The organism is Salmonella sp. NW177 (assembly GCF_051811585.1).
Taxonomy (GTDB): domain Bacteria; phylum Pseudomonadota; class Gammaproteobacteria; order Enterobacterales; family Enterobacteriaceae; genus Salmonella; species Salmonella enterica.
The window spans coordinates 151,090-171,053 of sequence record NZ_JAMMZV010000008.1 but is presented as its reverse complement, the minus strand read 5'-3'; the positions used below and the strand labels follow the sequence as shown (position 1 = coordinate 171,053).

The following is a 19,964-nucleotide window of genomic DNA, read 5'->3' as shown; positions in this document are numbered from 1 at the left end:
TTCTTGCCTCCTGATTATTCTAACCTTTCCCATCTTTACGTCATTCCACCCAATTGCCAGGCGTGATAGCGAGCGGTTAAGGTGTCCGTCAAACCGTGATGACAGGTATAAAGTGGAGGCAAGCCGTGGAGATGTTGTCTGGAGCCGAGATGGTCGTCCGATCGCTTATCGATCAAGGCGTAAAGCAGGTGTTCGGCTATCCTGGAGGCGCAGTGCTTGATATTTATGATGCGCTACATACCGTTGGAGGGATCGATCATGTGCTGGTGCGTCATGAGCAGGCCGCGGTGCATATGGCGGATGGCCTGGCGCGAGCCACTGGCGACGTTGGCGTGGTGCTGGTGACTTCCGGACCGGGAGCGACCAATGCGATTACCGGGATTGCTACGGCCTATATGGATTCCATTCCGCTGGTGATTCTTTCCGGCCAGGTCGCCACCTCATTGATTGGCTATGATGCCTTTCAGGAGTGCGACATGGTGGGGATTTCCCGACCGGTGGTCAAACATAGCTTCCTGGTCAAACAGACGGAAGATATTCCCCAGGTGCTTAAAAAGGCCTTCTGGCTGGCGGCAAGCGGACGCCCTGGGCCGGTGGTCGTGGATTTGCCGAAAGATATTTTGAATCCGGCGAAAAAAATGCCGTATGCCTGGCCGGAGACGGTCAGTATGCGCTCTTACAATCCCACAACATCAGGACATAAAGGACAAATTAAGCGTGCCTTGCAAACGCTGGCGTCGGCAAAAAAGCCGGTGGTCTACGTTGGGGGAGGGGCGATAAGCGCGGCCTGCTATGCGCCGCTGCGCCACATCATTGAAACCTTTAACCTGCCGGTGGTCTCTTCATTAATGGGACTGGGCGCGTTTCCTGCTACTCATCGCCAGTCGTTAGGAATGCTGGGAATGCATGGCACTTATGAAGCCAATATGACCATGCATAACGCCGACGTGATTTTCGCTGTTGGCGTACGATTTGACGACCGCACGACGAATAATCTCGCTAAATATTGTCCGAACGCGACGGTATTACACATCGACATTGACCCGACGTCCATATCCAAAACGGTTAACGCTGATATCCCGGTGGTGGGCGATGCCCGCCTGGTACTGGAACAAATGCTGGAGCTACTGGCGCAGGATGCGCCGTCTCAGCCGCAGGATGATATTCGCGACTGGTGGCAGCAGATAGAGATCTGGCGCGCCCGTCAGTGCCTGAAATATGACGCGGAAAGCGAAAGTATTAAACCCCAGGCGGTGATTGAAACCCTCTGGCGTCTGACGAAGGGCGACGCGTACGTGACGTCCGATGTAGGACAACACCAGATGTTTGCCGCCCTCTATTACCCGTTCGATAAACCACGTCGCTGGATTAATTCCGGCGGACTCGGCACGATGGGTTTTGGCCTACCGGCTGCGCTGGGCGTTAAAATGGCCCTGCCGAAAGAAATGGTGGTCTGCGTGACCGGCGATGGCAGTATACAGATGAACATTCAGGAGCTGTCGACAGCCTTACAGTATGAACTGCCGGTACTGGTTCTGAACCTGAACAACCGTTATCTGGGGATGGTGAAACAGTGGCAGGATATGATCTATTCTGGTCGCCATTCTCAGTCTTATATGCAGTCGTTACCGGATTTTGTGCGCCTGGCGGAAGCATATGGCCATGTCGGGCTGCAGATTAACCGTCCGGATGAGCTGGAAAGTAAACTCAGCGAAGCCCTTGAGCATGTGCGTAATAACCGACTGGTGTTCGTCGATGTCACCGTTGATGGCAGCGAGCATGTCTATCCGATGCAGATTCGCGGGGGCGGGATGGACGAAATGTGGTTAAGCAAAACGGAGAGGACCTGATGATGCGCCGGATTTTATCGGTATTACTGGAAAACGAATCTGGGGCGTTATCGCGGGTTATCGGCCTCTTTTCGCAACGCGGATATAATATTGAAAGCCTGACCGTCGCGCCGACAGACGATCCGACGTTGTCGCGCATGACTATCCAGACGGTAGGCGATGAAAAAGTGCTTGAGCAAATTGAAAAGCAGCTGCACAAGCTGGTTGATGTGCTGCGCGTCAGCGAGCTGGGACAGGGAGCGCACGTTGAGCGGGAAATCATGCTGGTGAAAATCCAGGCCAGCGGCTACGGACGGGAAGAGGTGAAGCGTAATACGGAAATTTTCCGTGGTCAGATTATTGACGTTACGCCAACGCTGTATACCGTTCAACTGGCGGGCACCAGCGATAAACTGGATGCTTTTCTGGCCTCGCTGCGCGACGTGGCGAAAATTGTTGAAGTGGCGCGTTCAGGCGTCGTCGGGCTTTCGCGCGGCGATAAGATTATGCGCTGAGCAGATTCGCCGGATGACGACGCACTTGCGTTTTATCCGGTCTACAGGCTGATATCTGGCCCAGGTCTGATAAGCGTAACGCCATCAGGCAGGTTTGCCGGATATCAGCCAACAGGAATTATCGCCCAACCCAATATCACCGGTTGGGCTTTTTTTTGCGAAATCCGTGGTAACCCGGAATAAAAGCGGTTGCCGGAGTGATCAAACTGCGCTTAGATGTTAACGATTTTAACCCATGCCGACATAAAGGTTATGGTTTGTACAATTTACACAAGGGGCAATTGTGAAACTGGATGAAATCGCTCGGCTGGCCGGTGTCTCGCGCACAACTGCAAGCTACGTTATAAACGGTAAAGCAAAGCAATACCGCGTGAGCGACAAAACCGTAGAAAAAGTCATGGCGGTAGTGCGTGAGCACAATTACCATCCTAACGCTGTGGCTGCCGGGCTGCGTGCTGGACGCACACGTTCCATTGGTCTGGTGATCCCGGACCTTGAAAACACGAGCTACACCCGTATCGCAAACTATCTTGAGCGCCAGGCACGCCAGCGTGGCTACCAACTGCTGATCGCCTGTTCTGAAGATCAGCCGGATAACGAAATGCGCTGCATTGAGCACCTTTTGCAACGCCAGGTGGATGCAATCATTGTTTCAACTTCGTTACCGCCGGAGCATCCCTTCTATCAACGCTGGGCCAACGATCCGTTCCCCATCGTCGCGCTCGACCGCGCGCTGGATCGCGAACATTTCACCAGCGTGGTCGGCGCCGATCAGGATGATGCCGAGATGTTGGCGGAAGAGCTGCGTAAATTCCCGGCGGAAACGGTGCTTTATTTGGGCGCGCTGCCGGAGTTGTCCGTCAGTTTCCTGCGCGAGCAGGGGTTCCGCACCGCATGGAAAGACGATCCGCGGGAGGTGAATTTCTTATATGCCAACAGCTATGAGCGCGAAGCCGCCGCGCAGCTGTTTGAGAAATGGCTGGAAACGCATCCTATGCCGCAGGCGCTCTTTACGACATCATTCGCGCTATTACAGGGCGTGATGGACGTTACGCTGCGGCGCGATGGAAAACTGCCTTCGGATTTGGCGATTGCGACCTTCGGCGATCATGAGCTGCTGGATTTTCTGCAATGCCCGGTACTGGCGGTGGCGCAGCGTCATCGTGATGTCGCGGAACGCGTGCTGGAGATTGTGCTGGCAAGTCTTGATGAACCGCGTAAACCGAAACCCGGCTTAACGCGTATTCGGCGAAACCTGTATCGTCGCGGCATTCTGAGCCGTAGCTAAAGGACCGGCGGTAAAAGACTCTCTCTTCTGCCGCCGTCAAACAAATGCGTATCAGTAAAAATATCCCTTAAATAATTAAGATTATTCCTTAAAATTATCCGAAAATTCTTTTTTATTACCTTTCTTTTGTCCGAAATCGTCCATATTCCACTAATTAAGACGTAACGAGTCTTTTCCTTTGTCTTGTTTTGTTACAAGCAGGCAAGAAATCGTCGAATTAACAGCCACTTTTTGTCTTTGGCGCGACAGTCGCTCGTAGGCGCTGGTATAGCAGGCGCTGCACACGTTAAACAGGCACTGTTAACACGGTGCAATATGTCCTAAAATGCCGCTCGCGTCGCAAACTGACACTTTATATTTTTCTCGGATTATATTGAGTCCGTTTTAAACGGCGGTGGGTCTTTGGTTTTTTTCTTACAAATATTCATAACGTTAATTTGGCTTGCACGCTGGGTGGAAATTAATCAACGCAGATATTCGCCGTAAACATTGGCTTTTTTACTTAGGTAAGCGTTGTGACTTGCTTGACAAGCTTTTCCTCCGCTCCGTAAACTCCTTCGAGTGGGAATTTGTGGGATAAAGTGGTAAGAAGGGGTGAGACTGGCATGTTCCGGGGGGCAACGTTAGTCAATCTCGACAGTAAAGGGCGCCTGACCGTGCCGACCCGTTATCGGGAGCAACTGATCGAGAGCGCTACCGGTCAAATGGTATGTACCATTGACATCCATCACCCATGCCTGCTGCTTTACCCCCTGCCTGAATGGGAAATTATTGAGCAAAAGTTATCTCGTCTGTCGAGCATGAACCCGGTAGAACGTCGCGTACAGCGTTTACTGTTGGGCCATGCCAGCGAATGTCAGATGGATGGTGCAGGTCGATTACTGATCGCGCCAGTTCTGCGGCAACATGCCGGACTGACGAAAGAAGTGATGCTGGTTGGACAGTTCAACAAATTTGAGCTGTGGGATGAAACGACCTGGTATCAACAGGTCAAGGAAGATATCGACGCTGAACAGTCAGCTACCGAAACGTTATCGGAGCGGCTGCAGGACTTGTCTCTATAAGATGATGGAAAATTTTAAACACACTACGGTACTGTTGGATGAAGCCGTTAATGGGCTGAATATTCGTCCGGATGGTATCTATATTGATGGCACATTTGGTCGCGGCGGCCACTCGCGCCTGATCCTCTCGCAACTGGGCGAAGAGGGGCGCTTGCTGGCGATCGATCGCGATCCGCAGGCGATCGCCGTTGCGCAGACCATTAATGATCCTCGCTTCTCCATCATTCATGGACCTTTTTCCGCGCTGGCTGATTATGTAGCCGAGCGCGAGCTTACCGGCAAGATTGACGGGATCCTTCTCGATCTTGGCGTCTCTTCTCCGCAGCTTGACGATGCGGAGCGCGGATTTTCATTTATGCGCGACGGTCCGCTGGATATGCGAATGGACCCGACGCGCGGCCAGTCTGCCGCCGAGTGGTTACAAACGGCGGAGGAGGCGGATATCGCCTGGGTGCTGAAAACATTCGGCGAGGAGCGTTTTGCCAAACGTATTGCTCGCGCTATTGTTGAGCGCAATCGCGAACAGCCGATGACCCGCACCAAAGAGCTGGCGGAAGTGGTTGCGGCGGCGACCCCGGTAAAAGACAAATTCAAACATCCCGCGACCCGTACCTTCCAGGCGGTGCGCATCTGGGTAAACAGTGAACTGGAGGAGATAGAGCAGGCGCTAAAAAGCTCGCTCAGCGTACTGGCCCCAGGCGGGCGGCTTTCAATCATCAGTTTCCACTCGCTGGAAGACCGTATTGTGAAACGCTTTATGCGTGAGCAAAGCCGCGGTCCGCAGGTACCGGCGGGATTACCGATGACGGAAGCGCAGCTCAAAAAACTGGGCGGTCGTGAGTTACGAGCGTTAGGCAAGTTGATGCCGGGTGAAAAAGAGGTAGCTGAAAATCCTCGGGCCCGTAGTTCAGTTCTGCGTATCGCAGAGAGGACGAACGCATGATCAGCAGAGTGACAGAAGCCCTAAGCAAAGTGAAGGGATCGATAGGAAGCAACGAGCGCCATGCCTTGCCTGGCGTGATCGGTGACGATCTTTTGCGGTTCGGGAAGCTGCCACTCTGCTTGTTCATTTGCATCATTTTAACGGCGGTGACGGTGGTCACGACGGCGCACCATACTCGTTTACTCACCGCGCAGCGTGAACAACTGGTTCTGGAGCGCGATGCATTGGACATTGAATGGCGCAACCTGATCCTTGAAGAAAATGCGCTCGGCGATCACAGCCGGGTGGAGCGGATCGCAACGGAAAAGCTGCAAATGCAGCATGTTGATCCGTCCCAAGAAAATATCGTAGTGCAAAAATAAGGATAAACGCGACGCATGAAAGCAGCGGCAAAAACGCAAAAATCGAAGCGCCAGGAAGAACAGACCAACTTCATCAGTTGGCGTTTTGCGTTGCTGTGCGGCTGTATTTTACTGGCGCTGGTTTTTTTACTTGGACGCGCGGCGTGGCTACAGATTATCGCCCCGGATATGCTGGTGCGTCAGGGCGATATGCGTTCGCTGCGTGTTCAGGAAGTCTCCACCTCACGCGGTATGATTACCGACCGTTCCGGGCGTCCACTGGCGGTCAGCGTACCGGTTAAGGCGATCTGGGCCGACCCGAAAGAAGTTCATGACGCCGGCGGCATCAGCGTTGGCGATCGCTGGAAAGCGCTTTCTACTGCGCTCAATATTCCGCTCGATCAGCTCTCCGCCCGTATCAACGCCAACCCGAAAGGGCGTTTTATTTATCTGGCGCGCCAGGTAAATCCTGACATGGCGGACTACATCAAAAAACTCAAACTGCCGGGCATTCATTTGCGTGAAGAATCCCGCCGCTATTACCCGTCAGGAGAAGTAACCGCTCACCTCATCGGTTTTACCAACGTCGACAGTCAGGGGATTGAAGGCGTTGAAAAGAGCTTTGATAAGTGGCTTACCGGTCAGCCTGGCGAGCGAATCGTGCGTAAAGACCGCTATGGTCGCGTGATTGAGGATATCTCCTCCACTGACAGTCAGGCAGCGCACAACCTGGCGTTAAGCATTGATGAACGCTTACAGGCGCTGGTTTACCGCGAACTGAACAACGCGGTGGCGTTTAACAAGGCGGAATCCGGTAGCGCGGTGCTGGTCGATGTCAATACCGGTGAAGTACTGGCGATGGCGAATAGCCCTTCCTATAACCCCAACAACCTTGCCGGTACGCCGAAAGACGCGATGCGTAACCGTACCATCACCGACGTGTTTGAACCGGGTTCTACGGTTAAGCCGATGGTGGTGATGACTGCGCTTCAGCGCGGTATCGTCAACGAAAATACGGTGTTGAATACCGTTCCATACCGAATTAACGGCCACGAAATTAAAGACGTGGCGCGCTACAGCGAATTAACCCTGACCGGGGTTCTACAGAAGTCGAGTAACGTCGGTGTATCCAAACTGGCGTTAGCGATGCCGTCCTCAGCGTTAGTAGATACTTACTCACGTTTTGGGCTAGGAAAGGCGACCAATTTGGGGTTGGTCGGAGAACGCAGTGGCTTATATCCTCAAAAACAACGGTGGTCCGACATAGAGAGGGCCACCTTCTCTTTCGGCTACGGGCTAATGGTAACGCCGTTACAGTTAGCGCGAGTCTATGCAACGATCGGCAGCTATGGCATTTATCGCCCGCTGTCGATTACCAAAGTTGATCCGCCTGTACCCGGCGAACGCATCTTCCCTGAATCCACCGTACGCACCGTGGTGCATATGATGGAAAGCGTGGCGCTGCCGGGCGGCGGCGGCGTGAAGGCGGCAATTAAAGGCTACCGTATCGCGATTAAAACCGGTACGGCGAAAAAAGTGGGGCCGGACGGTCGCTACATCAACAAATACATTGCTTACACCGCAGGCGTCGCGCCTGCGAGTCAGCCGCGCTTCGCGCTGGTGGTTGTCATCAACGATCCGCAGGCGGGTAAATACTACGGCGGCGCCGTTTCCGCGCCGGTATTTGGTGCCATCATGGGCGGCGTTCTGCGCACCATGAACATCGAACCGGACGCGCTGGCAACGGGCGAAAAAAATGAATTCGTAATTAATCAAGGCGAGGGAACAGGTGGCAGATCGTAATTTGCGCGACCTTCTTGCTCCGTGGGTGGCTGGACTACCCGCGCGAGAACTGCGAGAGATGACGCTCGACAGCCGTGTGGCTGCGGCGGGCGATCTCTTTGTGGCAGTGGTGGGTCATCAGGCGGACGGGCGTCGATATATCCCGCAGGCGATAGCGCAAGGCGTAGCTGCCATTATTGCAGAGGCGAAAGACGAGGCGACCGACGGTGAGATTCGCGAAATGCACGGCGTACCGGTCGTCTATCTCAGCCAGCTCAATGAGCGTTTATCTGCGCTGGCGGGCCGCTTTTACCATGAGCCATCTGAAAACATGCGTCTGGTGGCGGTGACCGGCACCAATGGCAAGACCACCACCACCCAACTACTGGCGCAGTGGAGCCAGTTGCTCGGCGAAACCAGCGCAGTGATGGGGACGGTAGGTAACGGACTGTTGGGTAAAGTGATCCCGACGGAGAACACAACCGGTTCCGCAGTGGATGTTCAGCATGTGCTGGCCAGTCTGGTTGCGCAGGGCGCGACCTTCGGCGCGATGGAAGTCTCTTCTCACGGCCTGGTGCAGCATCGCGTGGCGGCGCTGAAATTTGCCGCCTCCGTGTTTACTAATTTGAGCCGCGACCATCTCGACTATCATGGCGATATGGCGCATTACGAGGCGGCAAAATGGATGCTTTATTCCACCCACCATCACGGTCAGGCAATCGTCAACGCCGATGATGAAGTTGGACGCCGCTGGCTGGCGTCGCTACCCGATGCGGTCGCGGTTTCAATGGAAGGGCATATCAACCCTAACTGTCACGGTCGTTGGCTGAAAGCGGAGGCGGTGGAGTACCACGACCGCGGAGCGACGATTCGTTTTGCTTCAAGCTGGGGTGAAGGCGAAATCGAAAGCCGCCTGATGGGCGCGTTTAACGTCAGCAACTTACTGCTGGCATTGGCGACGCTGCTGGCGCTGGGCTATCCGTTAACGGATTTGCTGAAAACCGCCGCGCGTTTGCAGCCGGTTTGCGGGCGTATGGAAGTGTTCACTGCGCCAGGCAAACCGACGGTGGTGGTGGATTACGCGCACACGCCGGATGCGCTGGAAAAAGCGTTGCAGGCGGCGCGCCTGCACTGCGCCGGAAAATTGTGGTGCGTCTTTGGCTGTGGCGGGGATCGTGACAAAGGTAAGCGCCCACTCATGGGGGCCATTGCCGAAGAATTCGCGGATATCGTCGTGGTGACTGACGATAACCCGCGTACCGAGGAGCCGCGCGCCATTATCAACGATATTCTGGCCGGAATGCTGGACGCCGGGCAGGTCAGGGTAATGGAAGGCCGCGCTGAGGCGGTAACCAATGCCATTATGCAGGCAAAAGACAATGACGTCGTGCTGATTGCAGGTAAAGGGCACGAGGATTACCAGATTGTCGGCACGCAGCGTCTTGATTATTCAGACCGCGTGACCGCAGCGCGTTTGCTGGGGGTGATCGCATGATTAGCGTAACGCTCAGCAAAATTGCCGATGTCCTTGGCGCCGAACACCGCGGGGCGGATCTCACGCTCGATACGGTCATTACCGACACACGGAAAGTGACGCCGGGATGCCTGTTCGTGGCGCTGAAAGGGGAACGCTTTGATGCGCATGATTTTGCTGATAAAGCAAAAGCGAACGGCGCTGGCGCCCTGCTGGTCAGTCGTCCTCTGGATATCGATCTTCCGCAGGTGATTGTAAAAGACACGCGTCAGGCATTTGGCCAACTGGCCGCCTGGGTACGTATGCAGGTACCGGCGCGGGTGGTGGCGTTAACCGGTTCGTCCGGCAAAACCTCGGTCAAAGAGATGACCGCCGCGATTCTTAGCCAGTGCGGAAATACTCTGTATACTGCAGGCAATTTTAACAACGACATCGGCGTGCCGATAACGCTGCTGCGCTTAAACCATGATTATGACTATGCGGTAATCGAGTTAGGCGCTAATCACCAGGGAGAAATCGCCTGGACCGTTAGCCTGACGCGCCCGGAAGCGGCGCTGGTCAATAACCTGGCGGCGGCGCATCTGGAAGGTTTCGGCTCGCTGGCCGGCGTGGCGAAAGCGAAAGGCGAAATCTATACCGGTTTGCCTGAGAACGGTATCGCGATTATGAATGCCGATAATAATGACTGGCTGAACTGGCAAAGCATTATTGGCGATCGTCAGGTGTGGCGCTTTTCGCCGAATGCGGCAAACAGCGACTTTACCGCTGCGAATATCCACGTGACGTCACACGGTACCGAATTTACCCTGCAAACGCCGATGGGCAGCATTGATGTGCTGCTGCCGTTGCCGGGGCGGCACAATATTGCCAACGCGCTGGCGGCCACTGCTTTATCAATGGCGGTGGGGGCGACGCTGACGGCGATTAAAGCAGGGCTGGCGGCGTTAAAAGCCGTACCCGGGCGTCTGTTCCCGATTCAGCTAAGTGAAAACCAACTGGTACTGGATGACGCTTATAACGCCAACGTTGGTTCGATGACCGCCGCAGTGCAGGTCCTTTCTGAAATGCCCGGCTACCGCGTGCTGGTGGTAGGCGATATGGCCGAGCTGGGCGCAGAAAGCGAAGCGTGCCACCTCCAGGTTGGTGAGGCCGCAAAAGCGGCGGGTATTGATCGCGTGTTAAGCACCGGAAAACTCAGTCAGGCTATCAGCCACGCCAGCGGCGTCGGCGAACATTTTGCCGATAAAGCCGCGCTCATTGCGCGTTTACATGCTCTGCTTCAGGAGCAACCAATGATGACTATTTTAGTGAAAGGATCACGCAGCGCCGCGATGGAAGATGTGGTTCATGCGTTACAGGAGAAAGGTTCATGTTAGTTTGGCTGGCCGAGCATTTGGTCAAATATTATTCCGGCTTTAACGTCTTTTCTTATCTGACGTTTCGCGCCATCGTCAGCCTGTTGACCGCGCTGTTCATCTCTTTATGGATGGGCCCGCGTATGATCGCTCGTCTGCAAAAACTCTCTTTTGGCCAGGTGGTACGTAACGATGGCCCGGAATCGCACTTCAGTAAACGCGGTACGCCGACGATGGGCGGCATCATGATCCTGACGGCGATTGTGATTTCCGTTCTGTTATGGGCTTACCCGTCTAACCCGTACGTCTGGTGCGTGCTGGTGGTATTGATTGGCTACGGCATTATCGGTTTTGTCGATGACTATCGCAAAGTGGTGCGGAAAGATACCAAAGGGCTGATTGCGCGCTGGAAATATTTCTGGATGTCGGTTATCGCGCTCGGCGTGGCCTTTGCGCTTTATCTCGTCGGGAAAGACACGCCCGCGACCCAACTGGTGGTGCCGTTCTTTAAAGATGTTATGCCGCAATTGGGGCTGTTTTACATTCTGCTGTCCTACTTTGTCATCGTCGGTACGGGTAACGCCGTAAACCTGACCGACGGGCTGGATGGTCTGGCGATCATGCCGACTGTTTTCGTTGCCGCCGGCTTTGCGCTGGTGGCCTGGGCGACCGGGAACATGAACTTCGCCAATTACCTGCATATTCCGTATTTACGCCATGCGGGCGAGCTGGTGATTGTCTGTACGGCGATTGTCGGCGCGGGATTAGGATTCTTGTGGTTTAACACCTATCCGGCGCAGGTTTTTATGGGCGACGTCGGATCGCTGGCGTTGGGCGGCGCGTTGGGCATTATCGCCGTGCTGCTGCGTCAGGAGTTCCTGCTGGTGATCATGGGCGGCGTCTTTGTGGTGGAAACTCTGTCGGTCATCCTGCAGGTGGGTTCCTTTAAACTACGCGGACAGCGTATTTTCCGTATGGCGCCTATCCATCACCACTATGAACTGAAAGGCTGGCCGGAACCGCGCGTGATTGTGCGCTTCTGGATTATTTCGCTGATGCTGGTGCTGATTGGCCTGGCAACGCTGAAGGTACGTTAATCATGGCTGATTACCAGGACAAAAACGTCGTCATTATCGGTCTGGGCTTAACCGGACTCTCTTGCGTGGACTTTTTTCTCGCCCGCGGCGTGACGCCGCGGGTGATGGATACTCGCGTGACGCCGCCGGGTCTGGATAAGCTGCCGCAAGAGGTTGAGCGTCACGTTGGCGGCCTGAACGACGAGTGGCTCTTAGCGGCGGATTTAATCGTCGCCAGCCCTGGTATTGCTCTGGCGCATCCCTCTCTTAGCGCTGCCGCCAGCGCTGGAGTGGAAATTGTCGGCGATATCGAACTGTTTTGCCGCGAAGCGCAGGCGCCGATTGTGGCCATCACCGGCTCGAACGGCAAAAGCACCGTGACCACCTTAGTGGGCGAGATGGCGAAAGCGGCGGGCGTCAATGTCGGCGTTGGCGGCAATATCGGTCTTCCGGCGCTGATGCTGCTGGATGCCGATCGCGAATTGTACGTGCTGGAATTATCCAGTTTCCAACTGGAAACTACCTCAAGTTTGCAAGCGGCGGCGGCAACGGTGCTCAACGTCACTGAAGATCATATGGACCGGTATCCGTTTGGTTTGCAACAGTACCGGGCGGCGAAACTGCGCGTCTACGAGAAGGCGAAAGTGTGCGTAGTGAATGCCGATGATGCGTTGACGATGCCGGTTCGTGGGGCCGATGAGCGCTGCGTCAGCTTTGGCGTCAATATGGGTGATTATCACCTTAATCGTCAGCAGGGCGAAACCTGGCTGCGAGTCAAAGGCGAGAAGGTGCTGAACGTGAAAGAGATGAAGCTTTCCGGGCAGCATAACTATACCAATGCGTTAGCGGCGCTGGCGCTGGCGGATGCCGTAGGTCTGCCGCGCGCCAGCAGTTTGAAGGCGTTGACGACATTTACCGGTCTGGCGCATCGCTTCCAGCTGGCGTTGGAGCATAACGGCGTACGTTGGATCAACGACTCGAAAGCGACCAACGTCGGCAGTACCGAAGCGGCGCTAAACGGTTTGCATGTGGACGGTACGCTGCATCTGCTGCTGGGCGGCGACGGTAAGTCGGCAGACTTTTCTCCGCTGGCGCGCTATCTGACTGGCGACCGTATCCGCCTGTATTGCTTTGGGCGCGATGGCGCGCAGCTTGCCGCACTGCGTCCGGAAATCGCCCAACAGACTGAGACGATGGAAGAGGCGATGCGTTTGCTGGCGCCGCGCGTTCAGCCGGGTGATATGGTGCTGTTGTCGCCCGCCTGCGCCAGCCTCGATCAGTTTAAAAATTTTGAGCAACGGGGCGATGTCTTTACCCGTCTGGCGAAGGAGTTAGGTTGATGCGTTTATCTCTCCCCCGTCTGAGAATGCCGCGCGTACCAGGCTTTGGCCTCCTGGCCTGGCTGTTTGCGGCGCTTAAAGGCTGGGTGATGGCTTCGCGCGATAAAGACGCCGACAGTCTGATCATGTATGACCGCACGCTGCTATGGCTGACCTTCGGGCTGGCGGCGATTGGTTTTGTCATGGTGACGTCGGCCTCCATGCCAGTCGGGCAGCGCCTGGCGAACGATCCGTTTTTGTTTGCCAAACGTGATGCGCTCTATATCTTCCTGGCATTTTGTCTGGCGATGGTCACGCTGCGTTTGCCCATGACCTTCTGGCAAAAATACAGCACGACGATGCTGATTGCGTCGATCATTATGCTGCTTATCGTGCTGGTCGTCGGGAGCTCGGTCAACGGGGCGTCGCGCTGGATTGCGCTGGGGCCGCTGCGTATTCAGCCTGCGGAGTTTACCAAGCTGTCGCTGTTCTGCTACCTCGCGAACTATCTGGTGCGTAAGGTTGATGAAGTGCGAAATAACCTGCGCGGCTTTTTAAAACCAATGGGCGTGATTCTGGTGCTGGCGGTGTTACTGCTGGCGCAGCCTGACCTCGGGACGGTGGTCGTACTGTTTGTCACCACGCTGGCGATGCTGTTTCTCGCCGGGGCGAAATTATGGCAGTTCATCGCCATTATCGGGATGGGCATCTCGGCGGTGATTCTGTTAATCCTCGCCGAACCGTATCGTATTCGCCGCGTTACCTCGTTCTGGAACCCCTGGGAAGATCCGTTCGGCAGCGGTTATCAGCTGACGCAGTCGCTGATGGCTTTTGGTCGCGGTGAGATATGGGGGCAAGGGCTGGGGAATTCGGTGCAGAAACTGGAGTATTTGCCGGAGGCGCACACCGATTTCATCTTCGCCATTATTGGGGAAGAACTGGGTTATATCGGTGTGGTATTGGCGCTTTTAATGGTATTCTTCGTCGCTTTTCGCGCGATGTCGATTGGCCGTAAGGCATTGGAGATTGACCACCGTTTTTCCGGATTTTTAGCGTGTTCTATCGGTATCTGGTTTAGTTTCCAGGCGCTGGTAAACGTTGGCGCGGCCGCGGGGATGCTGCCGACCAAAGGCCTTACGCTGCCGCTGATCAGTTATGGCGGGTCGAGTCTGTTGATTATGTCGACGGCCATTATGTTTTTATTACGTATTGATTATGAAACGCGTCTGGAAAAAGCGCAGGCGTTTACACGAGGTTCTCGATGAGTGGTCAACCGAAGCGGTTAATGGTGATGGCGGGCGGTACCGGCGGGCACGTGTTCCCGGGACTGGCCGTTGCGCATCATTTAATGGCCCAGGGCTGGCAAGTTCGCTGGCTGGGTACCGCCGATCGTATGGAAGCGGATTTAGTGCCGAAGCATGGCATCGACATTGACTTTATTCGGATCTCCGGTCTGCGCGGTAAAGGCGTAAAAGCGCTTCTGGCGGCGCCGCTGCGGATTTTTAACGCCTGGCGGCAGGCGCGGGCGATCATGAAGCGGTTTAATCCGGATGTCGTGCTGGGAATGGGCGGTTATGTTTCCGGCCCCGGCGGTCTTGCCGCCTGGTCATTGGGTATTCCGGTCGTCTTGCATGAGCAAAACGGTATCGCCGGGCTAACCAATCAGTGGCTGGCCAAAATCGCGACCACGGTGATGCAGGCGTTTCCCGGTGCGTTTCCGAACGCGGAAGTGGTGGGTAACCCGGTGCGTACCGACGTACTGGCGTTGCCGTTGCCGCAGGTGCGTCTGGCCGGTCGTGACGGCCCGATTCGCGTGTTGGTGGTCGGCGGTTCTCAGGGGGCGCGAGTCCTGAACCAGACGATGCCGCAGGTTGCCGCCAGACTGGGCGATACGGTTACAATCTGGCATCAAAGCGGAAAAGGCGCGCAGCTCACGGTAGAGCAGGCATATGCCGGGGCGGGACAACCGCAACATAAGGTAACGGAATTTATTGATGACATGGCCGCCGCCTATGCGTGGGCGGATGTGGTGGTATGTCGTTCCGGCGCTTTAACGGTGAGCGAGATCGCCGCCGCCGGATTACCGGCGATATTCGTGCCGTTTCAGCATAAAGACAGGCAGCAGTACTGGAATGCGCTGCCGTTAGAAAACGCCGGCGCAGCTAAGATTTTTGAGCAGCCGCAGTTTACTGTAGAGGCTGTCGCCGACACCCTGGCGGGGTGGTCGCGCGAGGCGTTGTTAACCATGGCGGAGCGTGCCCGCGCGGTATCCATTCCGGATGCTACCGAGCGCGTCGCCAGTGAAGTCAGCCGGGTTGCCCGGACATAATTTGTGGCGGTGCCTTTTGCATCGCAGGGTTTTTCTACCCTCAATAATTTGGGTTGCAGGCAAGCCAACGCATCTGCAATTTGAAGTATGGCGGGTATTGGAGTTAATGGCGTAAAGAATGAATACACAACAACTGGCAAAACTGCGTTCCATCGTGCCCGAAATGCGTCGCGTTCGGCACATTCACTTTGTCGGCATCGGTGGTGCTGGTATGGGCGGTATTGCCGAAGTTCTGGCCAATGAAGGGTATCAGATCAGTGGTTCCGATTTAGCGCCGAATCCGGTGACCCAGCAGTTGACGAGCCTGGGGGCGACGATTTTCTTTAACCATCGTCCGGAAAATGTGCGTGATGCCAGCGTGGTCGTCGTTTCCAGCGCAATTTCCGCGGATAACCCGGAAATTGTCGCGGCGCATGAAGCGCGTATTCCGGTTATTCGCCGTGCGGAAATGCTGGCGGAACTGATGCGTTTTCGCCACGGCATCGCCATTGCCGGGACGCACGGAAAAACCACAACGACCGCGATGGTGTTCAGTATTTATGCCGAAGCGGGGCTGGACCCGACTTTCGTGAATGGCGGACTGGTGAAAGCCGCAGGCGTTCATGCGCGTCTGGGCCATAGTCGTTATCTGATTGCCGAGGCCGATGAGAGCGACGCGTCCTTCCTGCATTTGCAGCCGATGGTCGCGATCGTCACCAACATCGAAGCCGACCATATGGATACCTATCATGGCGACTTTGAAAATTTAAAGCAGACGTTTATTAACTTCCTGCATAACCTGCCGTTCTACGGTCGCGCGGTAATGTGCGTCGACGATCCGGTCATCCGCGAGTTGCTGCCGCGGGTGGGGCGTCAGACCACGACGTATGGCTTTAGCGAGGATGCTGACGTCCGCGTAGAAGATTATCAGCAGATAGGGCCGCAGGGGCACTTTACGCTGTTGCGCCAGGGAATGCCGGATCTGCATGTCACGTTGAATGCGCCGGGTCGCCACAATGCCCTGAATGCCGCTGCGGCAGTGGCGGTAGCGACCGAAGAAGGCATCAACGATGACGCTATCCTGCGCGCGCTGGAAAGCTTCCAGGGGACCGGGCGTCGTTTTGACTTCCTCGGCGAGTTCCCGCTTGAGCCGGTGAATGGTAAAGCCGGGACGGCGATGCTGGTGGATGACTATGGCCATCATCCGACTGAAGTAGACGCCACCATTAAAGCTGCGCGAGCAGGGTGGCCGGATAAAAACCTGGTGATGCTCTTTCAGCCGCACCGTTACACGCGCACGCGCGATCTGTATGACGATTTCGCCAATGTGCTGACCCAGGTCGATGCGCTGCTGATGCTGGACGTTTACCCGGCGGGCGAAGCGCCGATTCCGGGCGCGGATAGCCGTTCTTTATGTCGTACGATTCGTAATCGGGGAAAAATTGACCCGATTCTGGTTTCCGATCCGGCTCAGGTTGCGACAATGTTAGCGCCGGTGCTGACGGGTAACGACTTGATATTAGTGCAAGGCGCAGGAAATGTTGGCAAAATTGCGCGTTACTTATCTGAAATCAAGCTGAAGCCGCAAATCCAGGAGGAAGAGCAACATGGCTGATAAAATCGCGGTCCTGTTGGGCGGAACCTCTGCGGAGCGGGACGTTTCGTTAAATTCCGGCGCGGCAGTGTTGGCCGGGCTACGTGAAGGCGGCATTAATGCGCATCCCGTCGATCCGCAAGAGGTCGATGTCGCGCAGCTTAAAGCAATGGGCTTTCAGAAGGTCTTTATTGCGTTGCATGGCCGCGGCGGTGAAGATGGCACCTTACAGGGAATGCTTGAGCTGCTCGGCCTGCCTTATACCGGTAGCGGCGTGATGGCCTCGGCGCTTTCCATGGATAAACTGCGCAGTAAATTGCTGTGGCAGGGCGCGGGCTTACCGGTTGCGCCGTGGGTCGCATTGACGCGCGCTGAGTTTGAAAAAGGCCTTAGCGAAGAACAAAAAGCGCGAATTTCGGCGCTGGGTTTACCGCTGATCGTCAAACCCAGCCGTGAAGGCTCCAGCGTCGGTATGACGAAAGTAGTAGAAGAAAATGCTTTACAGGGTGCGTTATCATTGGCTTTTCAGCATGATGACGAAATACTGATTGAGAAATGGCTGTGCGGTCCGGAATTTACGGTGGCGATAGTTGGCGAAGAAATTTTACCGTCAATTCGTATCCAACCGGCAGGAACCTTCTATGATTATGAGGCGAAGTATCTCTCTGATGAGACTCAGTATTTCTGTCCTGCCGGTTTAGAAGCGTCCCAGGAAGCCGCGCTACAGTCTCTCGTCCTGCAGGCATGGAAAGCTTTAGGCTGCACGGGATGGGGGCGTATTGACGTCATGCTGGACAGCGATGGTCAGTTTTATCTGCTGGAAGCCAATACTTCTCCGGGGATGACCAGCCATAGTCTGGTGCCGATGGCGGCGCGTCAGGCGGGAATGAGCTTCTCGCAGTTAGTGGTACGAATTCTGGAGTTGGCGGACTGATATGTCGCAGGCTGCGCTGAACACGCGAAACAGTGATGAAGAGACGCCTTCTTCACGCCGCAATAATGGAACGCGTCTTGCAGGTATTTTATTTCTGCTGACGGTACTGTGCACCGTGTTTGTTAGCGGGTGGGTCGTGTTAGGGTGGATGGAAGATGCGCAGCGTTTACCGTTATCAAAGTTGGTATTAACCGGCGAGCGTCACTACACGCGTAACGATGATATCCGTCAGGCGATACTGGCTCTGGGCGCGCCGGGAACCTTCATGACGCAGGATGTGAACATTATCCAGAGCCAGATTGAGCGTTTGCCGTGGATTAAACAGGCCAGCGTCAGAAAACAGTGGCCTGATGAATTGAAGATTCATCTGGTTGAATATGTGCCGATTGCGCGTTGGAATGATCAACATATGGTCGATGCTGAAGGGAACACCTTCAGCGTGCCGTCAGACCGCATCGGCAAACAGGTTTTACCCATGTTGTATGGCCCGGAAGGCAGCGCGAGTGAAGTGTTGCAGGGATACCGCGAGATGGGGCAGGTGCTGGCTAAGGATAAATTCACTCTGAAGGAAGCGGCGATGACCGCACGTCGCTCCTGGCAATTGACGCTTAATAACGGCATTAAGCTCAATCTCGGCAGGGGCGATACGATGAAAAGGTTGGCTCGCTTTGTAGAACTCTATCCGGTTTTACAGCAGCAGGCGCAAACCGATGGCAAACGGATTAGCTACGTTGATTTGCGTTATGACTCAGGTGCGGCAGTTGGCTGGGCGCCGCTCCCCCCTGAGGAATCTAATCAGCAACAGAATCAGGCACAGGCAGAACAACAATGATCAAGGCGACGGACAGAAAACTGGTAGTAGGACTGGAGATTGGCACCGCGAAGGTTGCCGCTTTAGTAGGGGAAGTTCTGCCCGACGGTATGGTCAATATCATTGGCGTGGGCAGTTGCCCATCGCGGGGTATGGATAAAGGCGGGGTGAATGACCTTGAGTCAGTGGTGAAATGCGTTCAGCGCGCCATTGACCAGGCGGAATTGATGGCCGATTGCCAGATCTCCTCGGTATATCTGGCGCTTTCCGGCAAACATATTAGCTGTCAGAATGAAATTGGTATGGTGCCCATTTCCGAAGAGGAAGTGACGCAGGAAGATGTGGAAAACGTCGTGCATACTGCGAAGTCAGTGCGCGTGCGCGATGAACATCGCGTGCTGCATGTGATTCCTCAGGAGTACGCCATTGACTACCAGGAAGGCATTAAAAATCCGGTCGGTCTTTCCGGCGTGCGTATGCAGGCGAAAGTACATTTGATTACCTGCCACAACGATATGGCAAAAAACATTGTCAAAGCTGTTGAACGTTGTGGTCTGAAAGTTGACCAACTGATATTTGCCGGACTGGCGGCCAGTTATTCCGTGTTAACGGAAGATGAACGTGAACTGGGCGTCTGTGTCGTGGATATCGGCGGTGGTACAATGGATATCGCCGTTTATACTGGCGGCGCGCTGCGTCATACCAAAGTGATCCCTTACGCGGGGAACGTGGTGACCAGCGATATCGCTTATGCCTTTGGTACGCCGCCGAGCGATGCTGAAGCCATTAAAGTCCGCCACGGTTGCGCGCTGGGTTCCATCGTCGGTAAAGACGAAAGCGTTGAAGTACCGAGCGTAGGCGGGCGTCCGCCGCGCAGCCTGCAACGTCAGACGCTGGCGGAAGTGATTGAGCCGCGTTACACCGAGCTGCTCAATCTGGTCAACGAAGAGATATTGCAATTACAGGAACAGCTTCGCCAACAAGGGGTAAAACATCACCTGGCGGCGGGGATTGTGTTAACCGGCGGCGCGGCGCAAATCGAAGGGCTTGCTGCTTGCGCTCAGCGCGTGTTTCATACGCAGGTGCGTATCGGCGCGCCGCTGAATATCACCGGTCTGACGGATTATGCCCAGGAGCCGTATTACTCAACGGCGGTGGGCTTGCTTCACTACGGGAAAGAGTCCCACTTAAACGGTGAAGCAGAAGTGGAAAAACGTGTTACGGCATCAGTTGGCTCGTGGATCAAGCGACTTAATAGCTGGCTGCGAAAAGAGTTTTAATTTTTATGAGGCCGCCAGATATTACGGCCTCAGGCGACAGGCACATGACGG

The 19,964-nt window shown here is 55.2% G+C and carries 17 protein-coding genes; all 17 read left to right on the top strand.

Annotated features, from left to right (window positions below; all coding sequences use genetic code 11):
- The first annotated feature begins 125 nt into the window (after window positions 1-125).
- Window positions 126-1,850, top strand: a complete 1,725-nt coding sequence (gene ilvI / locus NA986_RS20590; RefSeq protein WP_000425612.1) for an acetolactate synthase 3 large subunit — start codon at window positions 126-128, stop codon at window positions 1,848-1,850.
- A 2-nt stretch (window positions 1,851-1,852) separates the two neighbouring features.
- Entirely contained in the window at window positions 1,853-2,344 is a 492-nt protein-coding gene (ilvN, locus tag NA986_RS20585; protein WP_001563086.1) for an acetolactate synthase small subunit, read from the top strand.
- A gap of 283 nt (window positions 2,345-2,627) precedes the next feature.
- Entirely contained in the window at window positions 2,628-3,632 is a 1,005-nt protein-coding gene (gene cra, locus NA986_RS20580) for a catabolite repressor/activator (protein WP_000762406.1), read from the top strand.
- Between the two features lie 605 nt (window positions 3,633-4,237).
- Window positions 4,238-4,696: a division/cell wall cluster transcriptional repressor MraZ gene (mraZ, locus tag NA986_RS20575; protein WP_000488294.1), complete on the top strand. Its 459-nt coding sequence runs from the start codon at window positions 4,238-4,240 to the stop codon at window positions 4,694-4,696.
- A 1-nt stretch (window position 4,697) separates the two neighbouring features.
- Window positions 4,698-5,639: a 16S rRNA (cytosine(1402)-N(4))-methyltransferase RsmH gene (gene rsmH / locus NA986_RS20570; RefSeq protein WP_000970444.1), complete on the top strand. Its 942-nt coding sequence runs from the start codon at window positions 4,698-4,700 to the stop codon at window positions 5,637-5,639.
- Complete coding sequence (gene ftsL, locus NA986_RS20565; protein WP_000625651.1) at window positions 5,636-6,001, top strand: cell division protein FtsL; 366 nt, start codon at window positions 5,636-5,638, stop codon at window positions 5,999-6,001. Before rsmH ends, ftsL begins: the two co-directional genes overlap by 4 nt.
- Window positions 6,002-6,016: 15 nt before the next feature.
- On the top strand, window positions 6,017-7,783 hold the full coding sequence (gene ftsI, locus NA986_RS20560) for a peptidoglycan glycosyltransferase FtsI (RefSeq protein WP_000642235.1): 1,767 nt from the start codon (window positions 6,017-6,019) through the stop codon (window positions 7,781-7,783).
- Entirely contained in the window at window positions 7,770-9,257 is a 1,488-nt protein-coding gene (murE, locus tag NA986_RS20555) for a UDP-N-acetylmuramoyl-L-alanyl-D-glutamate--2,6-diaminopimelate ligase (RefSeq protein ID WP_000775084.1), read from the top strand. Before ftsI ends, murE begins: the two co-directional genes overlap by 14 nt.
- A complete protein-coding gene (gene murF, locus NA986_RS20550; RefSeq protein WP_023216328.1) occupies window positions 9,254-10,612 on the top strand; it encodes a UDP-N-acetylmuramoyl-tripeptide--D-alanyl-D-alanine ligase in 1,359 nt (452 codons plus the stop codon). The genes murE and murF overlap by 4 nt, the downstream gene beginning before the upstream one ends.
- Window positions 10,606-11,688, top strand: a complete 1,083-nt coding sequence (gene mraY / locus NA986_RS20545) for a phospho-N-acetylmuramoyl-pentapeptide-transferase (RefSeq protein WP_000964138.1) — start codon at window positions 10,606-10,608, stop codon at window positions 11,686-11,688. Before murF ends, mraY begins: the two co-directional genes overlap by 7 nt.
- Window positions 11,689-11,690: 2 nt before the next feature.
- Window positions 11,691-13,007: a UDP-N-acetylmuramoyl-L-alanine--D-glutamate ligase gene (gene murD / locus NA986_RS20540; RefSeq protein WP_000796443.1), complete on the top strand. Its 1,317-nt coding sequence runs from the start codon at window positions 11,691-11,693 to the stop codon at window positions 13,005-13,007.
- Window positions 13,007-14,251, top strand: coding sequence for a cell division protein FtsW (ftsW, locus tag NA986_RS20535; protein ID WP_001239803.1), 1,245 nt, complete (start codon window positions 13,007-13,009; stop codon window positions 14,249-14,251). The genes murD and ftsW overlap by 1 nt, the downstream gene beginning before the upstream one ends.
- Window positions 14,248-15,315 (top strand): undecaprenyldiphospho-muramoylpentapeptide beta-N-acetylglucosaminyltransferase, encoded by a 1,068-nt coding sequence (murG, locus tag NA986_RS20530; protein WP_023216327.1) that lies wholly within the window; start codon window positions 14,248-14,250, stop codon window positions 15,313-15,315. Before ftsW ends, murG begins: the two co-directional genes overlap by 4 nt.
- A gap of 118 nt (window positions 15,316-15,433) precedes the next feature.
- Window positions 15,434-16,909, top strand: a complete 1,476-nt coding sequence (gene murC / locus NA986_RS20525; RefSeq protein WP_439039729.1) for a UDP-N-acetylmuramate--L-alanine ligase — start codon at window positions 15,434-15,436, stop codon at window positions 16,907-16,909.
- Window positions 16,902-17,822 carry a D-alanine--D-alanine ligase gene (locus NA986_RS20520; RefSeq protein ID WP_000763906.1) on the top strand — a complete coding sequence of 307 codons (921 nt, stop codon included), beginning with the start codon at window positions 16,902-16,904 and terminating at the stop codon, window positions 17,820-17,822. The genes murC and NA986_RS20520 overlap by 8 nt, the downstream gene beginning before the upstream one ends.
- A gap of 1 nt (window position 17,823) precedes the next feature.
- The gene (gene ftsQ, locus NA986_RS20515) at window positions 17,824-18,654 is read left to right on the top strand and encodes a cell division protein FtsQ (protein WP_000075728.1); all 831 of its coding nucleotides are present in this window, start codon (window positions 17,824-17,826) and stop codon (window positions 18,652-18,654) included.
- Window positions 18,651-19,913: a cell division protein FtsA gene (gene ftsA / locus NA986_RS20510; protein WP_000588463.1), complete on the top strand. Its 1,263-nt coding sequence runs from the start codon at window positions 18,651-18,653 to the stop codon at window positions 19,911-19,913. The genes ftsQ and ftsA overlap by 4 nt, the downstream gene beginning before the upstream one ends.
- Window positions 19,914-19,964: the final 51 nt, after the last annotated feature.

What these genes read in the sequence shown, in the direction of transcription:
- ilvN (WP_001563086.1), top strand. Translation starts at nt 1,853, where the DNA reads ATGCGCCGGATTTTATCGGTATTACTGGAAAACGAATCTGGGGCGTTA.
- mraZ (WP_000488294.1), top strand. Translation starts at nt 4,238, where the DNA reads ATGTTCCGGGGGGCAACGTTAGTCAATCTCGACAGTAAAGGGCGCCTG.
- rsmH (WP_000970444.1), top strand. Translation starts at nt 4,698, where the DNA reads ATGATGGAAAATTTTAAACACACTACGGTACTGTTGGATGAAGCCGTT.
- ftsL (WP_000625651.1), top strand. Translation starts at nt 5,636, where the DNA reads ATGATCAGCAGAGTGACAGAAGCCCTAAGCAAAGTGAAGGGATCGATA.
- ftsI (WP_000642235.1), top strand. Translation starts at nt 6,017, where the DNA reads ATGAAAGCAGCGGCAAAAACGCAAAAATCGAAGCGCCAGGAAGAACAG.
- murF (WP_023216328.1), top strand. Translation starts at nt 9,254, where the DNA reads ATGATTAGCGTAACGCTCAGCAAAATTGCCGATGTCCTTGGCGCCGAA.
- mraY (WP_000964138.1), top strand. Translation starts at nt 10,606, where the DNA reads ATGTTAGTTTGGCTGGCCGAGCATTTGGTCAAATATTATTCCGGCTTT.
- murD (WP_000796443.1), top strand. Translation starts at nt 11,691, where the DNA reads ATGGCTGATTACCAGGACAAAAACGTCGTCATTATCGGTCTGGGCTTA.
- ftsW (WP_001239803.1), top strand. Translation starts at nt 13,007, where the DNA reads ATGCGTTTATCTCTCCCCCGTCTGAGAATGCCGCGCGTACCAGGCTTT.
- murG (WP_023216327.1), top strand. Translation starts at nt 14,248, where the DNA reads ATGAGTGGTCAACCGAAGCGGTTAATGGTGATGGCGGGCGGTACCGGC.
- murC (WP_439039729.1), top strand. Translation starts at nt 15,434, where the DNA reads ATGAATACACAACAACTGGCAAAACTGCGTTCCATCGTGCCCGAAATG.
- NA986_RS20520 (WP_000763906.1), top strand. Translation starts at nt 16,902, where the DNA reads ATGGCTGATAAAATCGCGGTCCTGTTGGGCGGAACCTCTGCGGAGCGG.
- ftsQ (WP_000075728.1), top strand. Translation starts at nt 17,824, where the DNA reads ATGTCGCAGGCTGCGCTGAACACGCGAAACAGTGATGAAGAGACGCCT.
- ftsA (WP_000588463.1), top strand. Translation starts at nt 18,651, where the DNA reads ATGATCAAGGCGACGGACAGAAAACTGGTAGTAGGACTGGAGATTGGC.